The sequence below is a fragment of the Variovorax sp. Varisp46 genome, from assembly GCF_059491885.1.
The window spans coordinates 5,165,715-5,181,142 of record NZ_CP168515.1 but is presented as its reverse complement, the minus strand read 5'-3'; the positions used below and the strand labels follow the sequence as shown (position 1 = coordinate 5,181,142).

General features: G+C 66.3%; 15 protein-coding genes. 9 read left to right on the top strand and 6 right to left on the bottom strand.

Features of this window, described 5'->3' with window-relative positions:
* The first annotated feature begins 17 nt into the window (after positions 1 to 17).
* Positions 18 to 515 (top strand): polyhydroxyalkanoate granule-associated phasin, encoded by a 498-nt coding sequence (locus ACEN9N_RS24555; protein ID WP_495654729.1) that lies wholly within the window; start codon positions 18 to 20, stop codon positions 513 to 515.
* 9 nt (positions 516 to 524) lie between these two features.
* On the opposite strand, the gene ACEN9N_RS24550 is transcribed toward ACEN9N_RS24555, so the two are convergent.
* From ACEN9N_RS24550 to ACEN9N_RS24540, 3 genes are all read right to left on the bottom strand, one after another.
* Complete coding sequence (locus tag ACEN9N_RS24550) at positions 525 to 1,772, bottom strand: metallophosphoesterase (RefSeq protein WP_413313647.1); 1,248 nt, start codon at positions 1,770 to 1,772, stop codon at positions 525 to 527.
* 134 nt (positions 1,773 to 1,906) lie between these two features.
* Positions 1,907 to 2,398, bottom strand: coding sequence for a hypothetical protein (locus tag ACEN9N_RS24545; RefSeq protein ID WP_495654728.1), 492 nt, complete (start codon positions 2,396 to 2,398; stop codon positions 1,907 to 1,909).
* An 88-nt stretch (positions 2,399 to 2,486) separates the two neighbouring features.
* Positions 2,487 to 3,005 (bottom strand): peptidase associated/transthyretin-like domain-containing protein, encoded by a 519-nt coding sequence (locus ACEN9N_RS24540; RefSeq protein ID WP_413313649.1) that lies wholly within the window; start codon positions 3,003 to 3,005, stop codon positions 2,487 to 2,489.
* Between the two features lie 310 nt (positions 3,006 to 3,315).
* On the opposite strand from ACEN9N_RS24540, the gene ACEN9N_RS24535 reads away from it, so the two are divergent.
* Entirely contained in the window at positions 3,316 to 3,573 is a 258-nt protein-coding gene (locus ACEN9N_RS24535) for a hypothetical protein (protein WP_007834816.1), read from the top strand.
* 473 nt (positions 3,574 to 4,046) lie between these two features.
* Here the strand turns inward: ACEN9N_RS24535 and gyrB are convergent, their stop codons facing one another.
* The 3 genes from gyrB to dnaA all read right to left on the bottom strand — a co-directional run bounded on the left by gyrB (position 4,047) and on the right by dnaA (position 9,379).
* Entirely contained in the window at positions 4,047 to 6,668 is a 2,622-nt protein-coding gene (gene gyrB, locus ACEN9N_RS24530) for a DNA topoisomerase (ATP-hydrolyzing) subunit B (RefSeq protein ID WP_007834820.1), read from the bottom strand.
* Positions 6,669 to 6,802: 134 nt separating this feature from the next.
* Entirely contained in the window at positions 6,803 to 7,909 is a 1,107-nt protein-coding gene (dnaN, locus tag ACEN9N_RS24525; RefSeq protein ID WP_007834821.1) for a DNA polymerase III subunit beta, read from the bottom strand.
* A gap of 90 nt (positions 7,910 to 7,999) precedes the next feature.
* Positions 8,000 to 9,379: a chromosomal replication initiator protein DnaA gene (gene dnaA / locus ACEN9N_RS24520; RefSeq protein ID WP_007834823.1), complete on the bottom strand. Its 1,380-nt coding sequence runs from the start codon at positions 9,377 to 9,379 to the stop codon at positions 8,000 to 8,002.
* A gap of 307 nt (positions 9,380 to 9,686) precedes the next feature.
* On the opposite strand from dnaA, the gene rpmH reads away from it, so the two are divergent.
* The 7 genes from rpmH (at position 9,687) to ACEN9N_RS24485 (ending at position 15,402) form a co-directional block, all read left to right on the top strand.
* Positions 9,687 to 9,821 carry a 50S ribosomal protein L34 gene (rpmH, locus tag ACEN9N_RS24515; protein WP_007834827.1) on the top strand — a complete coding sequence of 45 codons (135 nt, stop codon included), beginning with the start codon at positions 9,687 to 9,689 and terminating at the stop codon, positions 9,819 to 9,821.
* Positions 9,822 to 9,907: 86 nt separating this feature from the next.
* Positions 9,908 to 10,330, top strand: a complete 423-nt coding sequence (locus ACEN9N_RS24510) for a ribonuclease P protein component (protein WP_413313650.1) — start codon at positions 9,908 to 9,910, stop codon at positions 10,328 to 10,330.
* Entirely contained in the window at positions 10,327 to 10,614 is a 288-nt protein-coding gene (gene yidD / locus ACEN9N_RS24505; RefSeq protein ID WP_007834832.1) for a membrane protein insertion efficiency factor YidD, read from the top strand. Before ACEN9N_RS24510 ends, yidD begins: the two co-directional genes overlap by 4 nt.
* Entirely contained in the window at positions 10,611 to 12,320 is a 1,710-nt protein-coding gene (gene yidC, locus ACEN9N_RS24500; RefSeq protein WP_007834833.1) for a membrane protein insertase YidC, read from the top strand. Before yidD ends, yidC begins: the two co-directional genes overlap by 4 nt.
* 70 nt (positions 12,321 to 12,390) lie before the next feature.
* Entirely contained in the window at positions 12,391 to 13,797 is a 1,407-nt protein-coding gene (gene mnmE, locus ACEN9N_RS24495) for a tRNA uridine-5-carboxymethylaminomethyl(34) synthesis GTPase MnmE (protein WP_495654727.1), read from the top strand.
* A gap of 90 nt (positions 13,798 to 13,887) precedes the next feature.
* Positions 13,888 to 14,349, top strand: a complete 462-nt coding sequence (locus ACEN9N_RS24490; protein ID WP_007834835.1) for a Crp/Fnr family transcriptional regulator — start codon at positions 13,888 to 13,890, stop codon at positions 14,347 to 14,349.
* Positions 14,350 to 14,442: 93 nt separating this feature from the next.
* Positions 14,443 to 15,402: a zinc ribbon domain-containing protein gene (locus ACEN9N_RS24485; protein ID WP_495654726.1), complete on the top strand. Its 960-nt coding sequence runs from the start codon at positions 14,443 to 14,445 to the stop codon at positions 15,400 to 15,402.
* Positions 15,403 to 15,428: the final 26 nt, after the last annotated feature.

Sequence of the window (15,428 nt, the reverse complement as noted above, 5' to 3'; positions counted from 1 at the left end):
TCCAGCGCACTGCCCTCATGCCCTCCCTCACCTCCGCCGCCCGCCTGGCCAATCCGCTCATGCAGTGGTTCGACCTGGCCTTCAAGACCCATGAGATGCTGCTGTCGTCCGGCTCCGTGATCCGCATGCGCACCGAGCGCATCGCCAAGGCCGGGCTCACGCCCAGTGCGGCCGACCTCGCGGAATTCCAGCTCATGGGGCAGGAAAAGCTGGCGGCTGCAAGCGAGGCTGGCATCGCGATGGCGAAGCAGTGGCACAGCAGCCATTTCTCGCTCGCCAGCCGGGTGCTGCAGCAATGGGTCCAGGGCACGACGGCCTTCTTCTTGCTGGCGGGCAGCGTCACGCCGGCCCAGGCGGCCGCGCATGGCGATGCGTTCGTGCAATCGGCCGCAGGCACGGTCGATGCCGCGAGCCAGCTGCCGGCAATCGCGGCGCGCATCGCACGCGAGGGCCTGGAGCCGATCCACGCGGCGGCGACCTCCAACGCACGCCGGCTGGCCGAACTCGAATCCTGAGCAGGCTCTTCAGGACTTCGCCGGCACCAGCGTCAGCAGCGTGATTTCGGAAGGCGCGCCAAAGCGCTTCGGCGGGCCCCAGTAGCCGGTGCCCCGGCTCACGTACACCCACATGTCCTGCAGGCGGTGCAGGCCGGCCGTGAAAGGCTGCTGCATCGGCACGAACAGGTTCCAGGGAAAGAACTGGCCGCCGTGCGTGTGGCCAGACAGCTGCAGCTGGTAGCCGGCCGCCGCAGCCAGCGGCGCGCTGCGCGGCTGGTGCGCAAGCAGCACGCGCGTGTGCACCAGCGGCGGCGCATCGTGCAGCGCCAGGTGCGGATCGCTGGCGTGCGCCGCGTCGAAGTGCCCGGCAGTGAAGTCGGTCACGCCGGCGAGTACGAGCGCGCTTTCGAAGAGCTCTTCATCGGTCTGCGCGCCGCGCACGTTGCGCGTCTGCAGCACCACGTGCTCGTTGAGCAGCACCTTCAGGCCCAGCCGGCGCAGCTCGTCGATCCAGGCATGCGCGCCCGCGTAGTACTCGTGGTTGCCCGTGACCACGAAGGTGCCGTGGCGCGCACGCAGACCGGCCAGCGGCGCGATGTGCTCGCGCAGTTCCGGCACGGTGCCGTCGACCAGGTCGCCGGTGATCGCGATGGCGTCCGCGCCCAGGCGATTCACCGCATCGACGATGCGCTGGATGTACGCGTTCCGGATCGTCGGACCCACGTGGATGTCGCTGAGCTGCGCGATCGTGAAGCCTTCGAGTGCCTGCGGCAGGCCGCGGATGGGCACGTCCACCCGCTTCACGCCGGCCGTGCGGCGCGCATTGAGGAAACCGATCGCCGACGTGGCCGTGGCCATCGCCAGCACGGCCAGCGCGCTCCATGGCTGCAGCACATTCCACTGCACCGGCACACCGCCCAACGCGCTTGCGAGCCAGGCGAGCAGCAGGCCAGCGTCGCGCAGCAGCGTGAGCACGAACATCGACGAGAACCAGCCCATGCCGATCAGGCCGATCCACTTGAGCACATCGCCCGTGGCGGCGTCGCGCCCGATGCGGCGCGACACGAAAGGCAGCGGAATCGTGACCGCGGACACCGCGAGCGCGAACAGCGCCAGCGGCCACGCGGGCGTGAGCACGGCCAGCGCGGGCAGCAGGCGCAGCGCGATATAGACGTGCAACAGCGCGGTCAGGGCGCTCAGGGGACGGATCGGCATCGGGGCAATGAAATCGGGCACTGCCCGGGACACCTCATCTGCAAGGCGCATGCCGCGCATTCAAGGCGCCGGGAAGTGCGGCGATAGCTATTTTTTCTATAGCGCAATGCGCCCGGATAGCAGGCTTCAAGGCTCTGCCGGACCCACAAGAACGGTACCGGTCCGCCGCGGTGCCGGCGCCCACTTTCGCCGCGTTACTGCACCGTGCGCGTGCCGGCCGAAGCCATGTCGGTGCCTGCCGGCCAGATGAAGCTCGCCTTGGCCGGCGCGCCCTGCAGTACGTGCAGCTGTTGCTTCAGCACATGGCTGCCGATGCGGGCCTCGACCTCATAGGTGCCCGGATCGAGGCGCGCCACCATGAACGGGCCGCCCGACACCACGTTGTCGAGCAGTGCGGTGCCGCTGCTGTCGCGCACCGTCACGTGCACGTTGGCCGCGAAGTCGGCGCCCTTGCTGTCCTTGACCGCGAATTCGAAGGTGGCGGGCCAGCGCGGCGACACCGTCTCCATCAGCTGGGCCTCGTCGCTGCCTATGCCGCCGCTCATGTATTCGACACCGTGCGCCATGTAGATCGGCGGGTTCACCGCCGCCTGGGCGGGCGAAAGCGCGCCGAGCACAACGGCGGCGCAGAACAGAGCCGCCGCCAGCGGCCGCATCGCGCGCGATGATGGAAAACGGGTGCTCATGGTCGGAATCCTTTCCTTGTCGTCGTGGCGAGAAGCCACGACGTCACTGTGCGGTTCGCGGCTTAGGAAAGGCTGACCGGAAAAAAGCTCAGCGGGCGGTGGACGTCTGCGCCAGCGCCTGTGGCAACGAAGGCGCGACCGAGGCCATGTCGAAATTCGAGGGCCACACGAACGACGCACGCGCCGGCATGCCGGCAATCACCACCAGCGACTGCGTCAGCGTGAGGCCGCCGAGCGTCACGTTCACGTCATAGGCGCCCGGATTGAGGCGCGCCAGCATGTAGGGGCCTTGCGACTGCACGTCCATCACAACCTGGCCGGTGTATTTCTGGCGTACTTCAATGAGGGCCTTGGCGGGAAAGCCGGGCACCCCTGCCCCCTTGCCGTCGCTGACGCCGAAATCGATGGTCGCGGCCCAGCGCGGCGACACCATTTCCATGAACGCGGCTTCGTCCTTGGCGGTGCCGCCGCACATGTATTCGATGCCCTGCGCCACCTGGATGGGCGGGTTCGAGAACGCGTGGGCTGAAGTCACGGCCCCGAGGAATGCTGCTGTACCGCCCAATACCAGCGCGGCCAGGGGCCGGCGGAGACGCGTAGGGTTCATTGCTGTGTGGTCCTCGATCTTGCGTGACGTGAAATCCGTCGGGGATTTTGCTTAGCAAGAGTCGGGCTAGATATAGCGTTTACGAGGAACGATCTTCGGATTGGAGGTGAATGCTATTGTTTTCATAGCTGATGACGGCCTTGTGACGTGCATTGCCGGTACTTTTACTGACAAGCCTGAGGGAAACCCTGATGTGCCTCGGTCTGCGGCGTTTTCGGGACGGATTCCGCCGGCGGGCATGGCGCGCGCCTACAGCCGCACATGGCGGCGCGGGTTAAGAACGGCTGAACGCAAACAAGGAGCTTCGGCCATGACATTCCAATCGACCATCGACGACTTCAGGAAAGTGGATGCCGCGCGCGCCGACTATCCCGGTGAGCATCTCGCCGTGCTGGGCGCCGGCGTTTTGCTGCTGCTGGCGGCGGGCCGCAGCCGCTCGTTGCTGGCGCGCATCGCCGTCGGTGCGGCCGGCGGTGCGCTGATCGGGCGCGCGGCGAGCGGCACCGGAGGGATCGCCCGGTTGGCGGGCGCATTGCAGGCCGGGGGCTGGCCATGGCTGCGGCGCTGAGAGGACGGCCTGGCCGGTCCTTTGGGCCTTGGGGGCCGCCGCAGTATTGGGCACCGTGCCTCGGGGTGGCACTCGTGGCGATGTTCCTGTTCTATGCGACCCTCCAGGGGCTGGTACGGGAAAGCGCGGCACGCGCGCCGGTTCAGGCGAGCGTCCCGGCTGCGTTCGTCCAGCCGCCCGTGACGAGCGATCGCGAGGAAGCTGCGCGGCCTGTGAGGCCGGCCGCCCTCCCCGTCGCGTCTCTCGTTCCGCTGGAGGGTGCCCCTGTCGAGCCTCCCCGCGTGGCAACGCCCACCGTCAAGGTGACCAAGTGCATCGGCCCGTCGGGCGAAGCCGAATACTCCGACGGCCCGTGCTCGAACGGCGGGCTCGCCACAACCTTGCGCCTGCAATGAGAAACGCCCGGGTGACCGGGCGTTTTCAGGCTCTTCAGCGGTGCGGCACGGGACCGCGGATGTGGGTGACGACCATCATCACACGTCGATATTCGCCGCCCGCAGCGCGTTCTGCTCGATGAACTCCCGGCGCGGCTCCACCTCATCGCCCATGAGCATGGTGAACACGCGGTCGGCTTCGATCGCGTCGTCGATCTGCACCCTGAGCAGGCGCCGCACGGTCGGGTCCATGGTGGTTTCCCACAGCTGCTCGGGGTTCATCTCGCCCAGGCCTTTGTAGCGCTGGCGCGAGGTGGCGCGTTCGGCTTCGCTGATCAGCCACTTCATGGCCTGGCGGAAGTCGTCGACTTTTTCTTCCTTGGCGCGTTCGCCTTCGCCGCGCTTGACCAGCGCGCCTTCGGGACTCAGCAGGCCGCGGAAGGTGTTGGCGGCTTCGGCGAGCGCTGCGTAGTCGGCGCCGTGGACAAAGTCCTGCGTGAGCACGCTGCTCTTGATGTTGCCGTGGTGGCGGCGGCTGATGCGCAGCAGCGGCTTGTCGGTGCGGGCGTCGAATTCGCTGCTCACCTCGGCCGGCACACCGGTCGTGTTGAGCTCGCGCAGCTTGGCCTGCAGCGCGACGGCCGAAGCCTCGGCGGCGGGCGTGGTGTCGAGGTCGAGCGCCACGCCGTCGGCAATCGCGCGCAGCGCCTCGGCGTCCATGAAGTTGCGCAGGCGCGCAATGACGGCCTCGGCCACCTGGTGCTTGCGCGCCAGCTCGGCCAGGGTATCGCCGGCGAGCGTGGTGGAGTTCGCGCCGCCGGTCTGCAGGCTCGCGTCCTTCAATGCCACCTTGAGCAGGAAGGCGTCCAGCGCGGGGCCGTCCTTCAGGTATTGCTCTTCCTTGCCGACCTTCACCTTGTACAGCGGCGGCTGCGCGATGTAGATGTGGCCACGCTCCACCAGCTCCGGCATCTGCCGGTAGAAGAAGGTGAGCAGCAGCGTGCGGATGTGGGCGCCGTCGACGTCGGCGTCGGTCATGATGATGATGCGGTGGTAGCGCAGCTTGGCGACGTTGAAGTCGTCCGCCCCGCCGCCCGCGGTGGTGGCGCCGGCGCGGCCGATGCCGGTGCCCAGCGCGGTGATCATCGTGAGAATTTCGTTGCTGGTCAGCAGCTTCTCGTAGCGCGCCTTCTCGACGTTCAGGATCTTGCCGCGCAGCGGCAGGATGGCCTGGAACTTCCGGTCGCGGCCCTGCTTGGCGGAGCCGCCGGCGGAGTCGCCCTCCACCAGGTAGACCTCGCACAGGGCGGGATCCTTTTCCTGGCAGTCGGCCAGCTTGCCGGGCAGGCCCATGCCGTCGAGCACGCCCTTGCGGCGCGTCATTTCGCGGGCCTTGCGGGCGGCTTCGCGGGCGCGGGCAGCCTCGACGATCTTGCCGCAGATGATCTTGGCGTCGTTCGGGCGTTCCTGCAGGTAGTCGGTCAGCAGCTTGCCGACGATGTCTTCCACCGGCGCGCGCACTTCGCTGGACACGAGCTTGTCCTTGGTCTGGCTGGAGAACTTGGGCTCGGGCACCTTCACGCTCAGCACGCAGCACAGGCCTTCGCGCATGTCGTCGCCGGTGACTTCGACCTTCGCCTTCTTCGCGAACTCGTTCTCTTCGATGTACTTGTTGATGACGCGGGTCATCGCCGCGCGCAGGCCGGTCAGGTGGGTGCCGCCGTCACGCTGCGGGATGTTGTTGGTGAAGCAGAGAACCTGCTCGTTGTAGCCGCTGTTCCACTGCATCGCCACCTCGACGCCGATGTGCGTGCCGGGGATGCCGCCGTAGGTGTCGGCCGGGCGCTCGCCCTCGGCGTAGAACGAGTTCGGGTGCAGGACGGTCTTGCCCTTGTTGATGAACTCCACGAAGCCGCGCACGCCGCCGGCGCCGGAGAAGTCGTCTTCCTTGCCGGTGCGCTCGTCCTTCAGGCGGATGCGCACGCCGTTGTTCAGGAAGCTCAGTTCGCGCAGGCGCTTGCTGAGGATCTCGTAGTGGAAGTCCGAGTTCTCCTTGAAGATCTGGGTGTCGGGCAGAAAATGCACCTCGGTGCCGCGCTTGTCGGTGTCGCCGATGATCTTCATGGGCGAGACTTCGACCCCGTTCACCGTTTCGAGCAGGCGGTCCTGCACGAAGCCGCGGCTGAATTCGAGCTCGTGGATCTTGCCTTCGCGGCGCACCACGAGGCGCAGCATCACGCTCAGCGCGTTCACGCAGCTCACGCCCACGCCGTGCAGGCCGCCCGACACCTTGTAGCTGTTCTGGTTGAACTTGCCGCCGGCGTGCAGTTCGGTCAGCGCGATCTCGGCGGCCGAGCGCTTGGGCTCGTGCTTGTCGTCCATCTTCACGCCGGTCGGGATGCCGCGGCCGTTGTCGGTGACGGAGATCGAGTTGTCGGAGTGGATGGTCACGACGATGTCGTCGCAATGGCCGGCCAGCGCCTCGTCGATGGAGTTGTCCACGACTTCGAACACCAGGTGGTGCAGCCCGGTGCCGTCGGAGGTGTCGCCGATGTACATGCCGGGGCGCTTGCGCACGGCCTCGAGCCCTTCGAGGATCGTGATCGAGCCTTCGCCATAGCTGGTGTCGGCGGCTATGGCCTCGGGCGGCACGACCTGAACTTCAGGCGTGTAGACCGGCTCGGTGTGCGGCACTTCGGGCTTGTTTTCTTCAGCACTCATTCGGATATTCCTCTGTCTCTCACGGCATTCACGTGATTTTTCGGGCTCTCAAAAGCTCAATTCGCCGCCTCTTGAAAGCGCAAACCCGCGGAGGGCCGCGGGCTGTGTGCGCAAGGCGCTTCGGGGTCTGTCTGCTAGATACGCATCGGCATCACGACGTACTTGAAGGATGCGTTCTCGGGGATGGTCAGTAACGCCGAGCTGTTGGAGTCGGCAAGCTCCAGCTTGACCATGTCCTGGTCCATGTTCGACAGCGCGTCGATCAGGTAGGTGACGTTGAAGCCGATCTCGATGGCGTCGCCGCCGTAGTCGATGTCGAGTTCGTCCTGCGCTTCTTCCTGCTCGGCGTTGTTCGACGCGATGCGCAGCGTGCCCGGCTCGATGTTCAGGCGCACGCCCTTGAACTTCTCGCTCGTCAGGATGGCGGTGCGCTGCAGGCTGGCCAGCAGCGGCGCGCGGCCCAGCGTGACGCTGTTCTTGTGGTTCTTCGGGATCACGCGGTTGTAGTCGGGGAACTTGCCCTCGACCAGCTTGGTGACGAACTCCATGCCGCCAAAGCTGAACTTGGCCTGGTTGTTCGCGAACTGCATCTCGATGGCGCCTTCGGCGTCCGACAGCAGGCGCTGCATTTCGATGACGGTCTTGCGCGGAAGAATGACTTCCTGGCGCGGCACCTCGACGTCGAGCATGGCGGAGGAAAACGCCAGGCGGTGGCCATCGGTGGCGACCAGGCTCAACTGCTTGCCTTCGGCCACGAACAGGATGCCGTTCAGGTAGTAGCGGATGTCGTGTACGGCCATCGCGAACGAAACCTGCGAGAGCAGGTCCTTCAGCGTCTTCTGCGGCACGCTGAACACAGGGCCGAAATTGGCGGCTTCCTGCACCAGCGGGAAGTCTTCGGCGGGCAGCGACTGCAGCGTGAAGCGGCTCTTGCCGCCCTTGAGCACCAGCTTGCTCGCGCTCGACTCGAGGCTCACGGTCTGGTCGGCCGGCATGGTGCGCAGGATGTCGATCAGCTTGCGCGCGCCGATGGTGGTTGTGAAGCTGCCTTCGTCGCCGCCGAGCTCGGCGGTGGTGCGGATCTGGATTTCGAGGTCGCTGGTGGTCAGCTGCAGCTGGCCGCCGGTCTTGCGGATCAGCACGTTCGCCAGGATCGGCAAGGTGTGACGCCGCTCCACGATGCCCGCCACCGACTGCAGCGCGGCGAGGACTTTGTCTTGGTTTGCCTTCAAAACGATCATGTCTTCTTCCTCTTCTCTATCTCTTTGAATCAGCTTGTAAGGGCGCCATTCTCCGCTGTCGCGAGGGGCTTTCTTGATGACATTCGGCGGTCAGCCCTTGAGCGTCTGCTCGAGCACGTGAAGCTGCTGGTTGAGCTCGGTAAGCTGCTGGCGCTCGCCCGAGATCTTGCGCACCGCGTGCAGCACCGTCGTGTGATCGCGCCCGCCGAACAGCTCGCCGATTTCGGGCAGGCTTTTCTGCGTGAGCTCCTTGGCCAGGTACATCGCGATCTGCCGCGGCCGCGCAATGCTGGCCGGACGCTTCTTGCTGTACATGTCGGCGACCTTGATCTTGTAGTAGTCGGCCACCGTCTTCTGGATATTCTCGACCGAGATCTGACGGTTCTGGATCGACAGCAGGTCGCGCAGCGCCTCGCGCGCCAGGGCGATCGAGATCTCCTTCTGGTTGAAGCGCGAGTAAGCCAGGATCTTGCGCAGCGCGCCTTCGAGTTCACGCACGTTGGAGCGCACGTTCTTGGCGACGAAGAAGGCCACTTCTTCCGGCATTTCGGCCGATTCGGCGCGCGCCTTGTTGATCAGGATGGCCACGCGCATCTCGAGCTCGGGCGGCTCGATGGCCACCGTGAGGCCCGAATCGAAGCGCGACACCAGGCGTTCGTGGATGTCGGCCAGGCCCTTCGGGTAGGTGTCGCTGGTCATCACGATGTGCGACTTCTTGGCGAGCAGGGCCTCGAACGCATTGAAGAATTCTTCCTGCGTCCGGTCCTTGTTGGCGAAGAACTGCACATCGTCGATCAGCAGCAGATCGAGCGAGTGATAGCGCTCCTTGAACTCATCGAAAGTCTTGCGCTGATAGGCTTTGACCACATCCGAGACGAACTGCTCGGCATGGATGTAGAGAACTTTGGAATCCGCCTTGTCGGCCAGCAGCCGGTTACCCACAGCGTGCATCAGGTGGGTCTTGCCCAGGCCGACGCCGCCGTAGATGAAAAGCGGGTTGTAAAGATGGCCCGGCATGCCGGCCACGTGCATGGCCGCGGCGCGCGCCATGCGGTTGGCCGTGCCCTCGACCAGGGTGTCGAAGGTGAGACCGGAATTCAGCCTGTTCTTGAAGCCCGCGGCGGCCGGCTCCTCGCCCGGGCCGGCCACGTCGCGCGGCACGTCGGTTTCGGCCATGACGGCCACAGGTGCAGGGCGTACGGCCGCTTCGCGAGGAGCAAGCGCTAACTCAATGGCGACCGGCTGGCCGTACATCTTCTCGGCCATGGCGGCGATCTTGCCGGCGTACTGAGCCCGGATCCAGTCGAGCTTGAAGCGGTTGGCGACGAACACCGTCATGCGCGAGAGGTCGTCGGCGACCTGCGCAGTCAGGGGCTTGATCCAGGTGTTGAATTGCTGCTCTGACAGCTCCTGCGCGAGTTGGTCGACGCAGGCCTGCCAGAGGCTTTCGCCGATGCCGTCAGTCGACATGGGCGCTTGAAAAAGTGATGAGACCCTCGGGCATTTTTTGGTATAGGTATTGTGGATATTCTCTGCTGGAAGGCGCCCGGCATTCTAACTTGTCAAAACCTTATCCACACGCCGCCGGGCCGATCGAAAGGCCCGCAAATCCACTCGAAGATTGTTCCGGCGGCCAATGTTTGCGATAATTGCGGGTTTCCCTGAAAACCTCTTGCGTCTTTCGGGGACCATCCGAAACACGCTCCCCCGGCGGCCCGCAGGTACTTCATGCTTTTTGTGCGAAGAACCGGCGCGAACAGGGAAATAGGAAATCACCATGAAACGCACTTATCAAGCATCCAAAGTCCGCCGCGCCCGTACCCACGGCTTCCTGGTCCGCATGAAGACCCGCGGCGGCCGCGCCGTCATCAACGCACGCCGCGCCAAGGGCCGCAAGCGCCTGGCCGTCTGACGGCAGCCCACCTGCCGTTGCCAGCAGCCGACACGTCAGCGCAGGCTTCCACAGCCAGCGCTTCCGGCGTATCCGGTCCGGCTTCCATGCAGCGGCTCAAGACCCGCGCGCAATTCCAGGCCGTCCTCGCAGGTGCCACCGTGGCGCGCACTGCTCATTTCGCATTGCATCGCTGTGCGCTCGATCTCGCATCGGGCGCACAGCCGTTGTTCGCGTCCGACGATGTCTGGCTGGGCGCCATGGTGCCCAAGCGCTGGGCGCGTCGCGCGGTCACGCGCAATGCCATCAAGCGCCAGATCTATACGGTGAGCGCCGCACCCGGCGTCGGCTTGCCACGTGCTGCGCACGTGGTGCGGCTGCGCGCCGGTTTCGACCGCAAGGAATTCGTGAGCGCCACATCGGACAAGCTCAAGGCAGCGGTGCGCGCCGAGCTCCAGCAGCTGCTGGCGCGGGCGGCGCGTTCTTCCGCGCCCGCTTCGGCACCTCCGCCCGCTTCCTCCTCGTCATGAAACGCCTGCTGATCGGCCTTGTGAAGGGCTACCGCCTGCTGCTGAGCCCCTGGCTCGGCCAGTCGTGCCGCTTCACGCCGACCTGTTCGGTGTATTCGATCGAGGCGCTGGAAGTGCATGGCGCGCTCAAGGGCAGTTACCTCACTCTGCACCGCATCGCGCGCTGCCAGCCATGGTGCGATGGCGGGCACGATCCGGTTCCACCGAAATCACAGCGTCGCACTGACAAGTCAGGCTCGCTGTTTTCGTCTCTTCTCTCCTCCGACAAGAAGTCTTCGTCATGAACGATATACGCCGCACGATCCTGTGGGTGATTTTTGGGTTCTCGCTGGTGCTGCTGTGGGACCAATGGCAGGTCTTCAACGGCAACAAGCCGACCTTCCTGCCGTCGAGCAAGCCGGCCGCGGTGGCCTCCGCCCCGGCCGCGGGCAGTGCACCCGCTGCCAGCAACGGCGTGCCGGCTGCATCTTCGTCGGGCGCGAGCGGCGGCAGCGCCGGTGCCGTGCCCACGCAAGCCGCTGCAGCCGCGCCGCGCGAGCAGGTCAGCGTGACCACCGACCTGTTCAAGGCCACGATCGACAGCGAAGGCGGCACGGTCAACCACCTCGAACTGCTGAAGTACGACGAAGCCGACCGCACCAAGCGCGTCGTGCTGTTCGAAAACGGCTCGCCGGCCACGCGCTATGTGGCGCAGACCGGCCTGCTGAATCCCGTCGACTCGGGTGAGCGCTTTCCCAACCACCTGACGCAGATGACGCCGAAGGCCGGCCCGCGCGAGATGGCCGATGGCCAGAACACGCTGGAAGTGGGCTTCGAAAGTGCCCCCGTCGGCGGCCTGAAGTACGTCAAGACCTACGTGTTCCACCGCGGCGACTACGCCATCGGCGTGCGCCACGAGGTGGTCAACACGAGCGACCAGCCGCGCGACGCCCAGCTCTACATGCAGCTGCTGCGCCATGGCACCGTGGCCGCCGGCACGATGTTCGGCACCAACACCTTCACCGGTCCCGCCGCGTACACCAACGAGAAGAAGTTCCACAAGCTCGACTTCAAGGACATCGCCAAGGGCAAGATCGAACCGCCCCCGCCGGCCAACGACGGCTGGATCGCGATGGTGCAGCACTACTTCGTGTCGGCCTGGCTGCTCAAGGGCGACCCGGCGAGCGAACAGCTGCGCCGAGAGTTCCGCGTGAAGGACCTGGGCGACAACCTGTTCACCGTGGCCATGGTGGCCACGCTGCCCAAGATCGCCCCCGGCGCCACGCAGGTCGTGAACAGCACGCTGTTCGCCGGCCCCGAGGAAGAAAAGAAGCTCGAAGCCATCGCGCCCGGCCTGGACCTGGTGAAGGACTACGGCATCTTCGCGATCATCTCCAAGCCGCTGTACTGGCTGCTGAACCAGCTGCACGGCATCCTGGGCAACTGGGGCTGGTCGATCGTCGCGCTGGTGGTGCTGCTGAAGGCGGCCTTCTACTGGCTCAACGCCAAGGCCTACGCCAGCATGGCCAAGATGAAGGCCATCAACCCGAAGATCATGGAGATGCGCGAGCGGCTCAAGGACAAGCCGCAAGAGATGCAGCAGGAGATGATGCGGATCTACAAGACCGAGAAGGTCAATCCGATGGGTGGCTGCTTCCCCATCGTGATCCAGATCCCGGTGTTCATCGCGCTCTACTGGGTGCTGCTGTCGTCGGTCGAAATGCGCCACGCCCCGTGGATCGGCTGGATCACCGACCTGTCGGCACCGGACCCCTGGTACATCCTGCCGATCGTGATGACGGCCACCTCGCTGTTCCAGACCTGGCTCAACCCGACGCCGCCCGATCCGATGCAGGCCAAGCTGATGTGGATCATGCCGCTCGCGTTCAGCGTGATGTTCATCTTCTTCCCGGCCGGCCTGGTGCTGTACTGGATCACGAACAACACGCTGTCGATCGCGCAGCAGTGGTTCATCAACAAGCGCCTGGGCGTGCTCGGCGCCAAGAAGTAGCCGCACGACGCCCCAGTCATCCCCCGAAAGGGCCGCGAAAGCGGCCCTTTTTGCTGAAAGAATCCGTACCATGCTTGCCCGCACCACCGATCCCATCGTCGCCATCGCCACTGCCTCGGGACGCGGCGCGGTCGGCATCGTGCGCGTGTCGGGGGCCAGGCTGGCGCCGCTGATCGATGCCATCTGCGGCCGCGCGCTCAAGCCGCGCGAAGCCACCTACCTGCCGTTTCGCGATGCGCACGGCGAGCCGGTCGACCATGGCCTGGCCGTTCACTTTCCCTCGCCGAATTCCTTCACCGGCGAGGACGTGCTCGAACTGCAGGCCCACGGCGGCGCGGTCGTGTTGCAGCTGCTGCTGGCGCGCTGCCTCGAAGCCGCGGCCGAGCCTGATCCCGTCACCGGCCGCGCTCGCCTGCCCGGCTTGCGCGTGGCCGAGCCCGGCGAATTCAGCCAGCGGGCCTTTCTCAACGGCAAGGTCGACCTGGCACAGGCCGAGGCCATTGCCGACCTGATCGACGCCAGCACCGAGGCGGCTGCGCGCAGCGCCGGGCGTTCGCTATCGGGCGCGTTCTCGCGCGAGATCCACACGCTGCGCGATGCGTTGATCCACCTGCGCATGCTGGTCGAAGCGACGCTCGACTTTCCGGAAGAAGAGATCGATTTCCTCCAGAAAGCCGATGCCACCGGGCAACTGGCAAAGCTGCAGTCGCAGCTCGCAGCCGTGCAGCAGCGCGCGAAACAGGGTGCGCTGCTGCGCGAAGGCATCAAGGTCGTGATCGCAGGCCAGCCCAACGCGGGCAAGAGCTCGCTGCTCAATGCGCTGGCCGGTGCCGAACTGGCCATCGTGAGCGCAGTGGCGGGCACCACGCGCGACGTGGTCTCGCAGACCATCCAGATCCACGGCGTGCCGCTGCACGTGGCCGACACCGCCGGCCTGCGCGAGAGCAGCGACGAGGTCGAGCAGATCGGCGTGGCGCGTGCCTGGGGCCAGATCGAAAGCGCCGACGCCGTGCTGTTCCTGCACGACCTGACGCGCGCCCATCTGGCCGACTACGCCACCGCCGATGCCGGCATCCTGGCCGGCCTGCGCCAGAAGCTGCCTGCGAGCGTGCCGGTGCTCGACGTCTGGAACAAGCAGGACGCCGCCCCTGACGCCCATGCCGGGCACGGCATCGCCCTGTCCGCCAAGACCGGCCTGGGCATCGAGGCCCTGCGTGAACAGCTACTGGCCATGGCCGGCTGGCAGGCCGTGCCCGAGGGCGTGTACCTCGCGCGGGCGCGCCACGTGCAGGCGCTGGCCCGGGTCGAAACGCACCTGGCGCTGGCGGCCAGCCATCTGGCGGCGCAGGCCCAGTTGCTCGACCTGCTGGCCGAAGAACTGCGGCTGGCGCAGAACGCCCTGAACGAGATCACCGGCGAGTTCGGCGCGGACGACCTGCTGGGCGTCATCTTTTCGCGCTTCTGCATTGGTAAATAGCGACAGCCGGTTTGAAAAACGTAAACAGTTGTAGCCGAATCTCCTGAGCATCCCCGATACTTCGGCTCACATGCGGGGGCCGAAGAAAACATGTCCATCCAGAACCTGAGCCGCGCCATCGCGGAGAACACGAGCACCGACGCGTTTGCGTTGACGTTCAACGTCCAGCAGTGGGAAACACTGGCGGGCTATCTGCAGCCCATCGATACCGGCGTTGGCGACGTGCTGATCGAACAGGGCACGCCGGACCGCTCGGTTTTCTTCATCGAGAGCGGTGCCATCAGCGTGCACCGCGTCAGCAGCAAGGAGCAGATGCGGCTGGCCGTGCTCACGCCCGGCTCGGTGGTCGGCGAAGGCTCGTTCTTCTCGCGCCAGCCGCATTCGGCCAACGTGGTGGTCACCGGCGCAGGCCGCGTGTGGCGGCTCACGGCGATCCGCTTTGCGGAAATGTCGAACCGCCAGCCCAACATGGCGCTGGAAATCGCGATGGCGCTCGGCGCCGTGATCGCCAAGCGCATGGCGCACCGCTCCAAGCGCGTCGCCGTGACCTGAGGCTGCGCTGTCCGCCGGCGGATCGATCTGCCACATGCGGGCAGGCCAGCCAGCTTTTCGTTTTGACCCCCGAGAGTAGTCAGTAAGCAATCCATGGCCTTGATCTGTCCGGTCTGCAGCACGGAAAACCGCGGCGGCGCGAAGTTCTGCAGGAGCTGCGGCGTCAAGCTGCCTGCCGCAGGAGACCGGATTCCCCCGTCGCCGAGCCCCGAACGCGAATGGGCCACCACCGCGCCCGCCCAGTTGCGCGCGCCGACCATTCCGGCGCCGCTGTTCGATCCGGACGAGCCGCTGCCTGCGCGCGGATCTTTTTTCGGCAGGTCGGCCGCGCGGCAGAGCGACGAGCATGAACAGACCGTGCTCATGGTGCACGACGACGAACTGCCGCGGACACCCGCGCCGCCCGCTTCGCCGCCGGGCCTGGAGTCGACCTGGGCCCCGAAGTCCGGAACGAAAAGGAGAAGCCGGGCCAAGGTCCGGCAATCCGTGCCGGCCGAACGGCCGCCGCGCAAGCGCGTGATCCTGCTGTGGCTCGGTCTGCTGGTGGTCGCGGTGGCAATGATCGTCGCCGGTTGGTCCGGCAACGGGACGCGAAAGGCGCCTGCGGCCGCTGAAGAGGCCACCGCCCCAGCTACCGAAACTCCCGCGCCCGTGGCCCCATCGTCGCCGTCGCTCGCCGAACCTTCGCCGGCGGCGCCCGAACCTCAGCCCGCCGAGCCGGCCGCGATGCCGCCTGCCGCTGAAACCGCACCGGCTGCCGCCGCGGCGCCCAAGCCCGCTGCCAAGCCGCGCAACAAGCAGGCGACCACTGCCGCACTGCCGTCGAACGCGCCCGAACCCGCTGCCGCGGTCGCTGCCCCCGCCCCGGCGCCGGCACCTGTCGCTGCGGCCGAGCCCCAGGCCATGTGCGGCGACCGCAACTTCATTGCCAAGGCGCAATGCATGGCGGCCCAGTGCCTGAAGCCCGAATTCAAGGCCCACGCGCAGTGCGAAGCGGTGCGCCGCCAGCAGCGCATCGAAGAAGAAAAGCGCAACCCGACGCTGATCAACTGAGCTCGCCTCTACCGGGGGCACCCTGC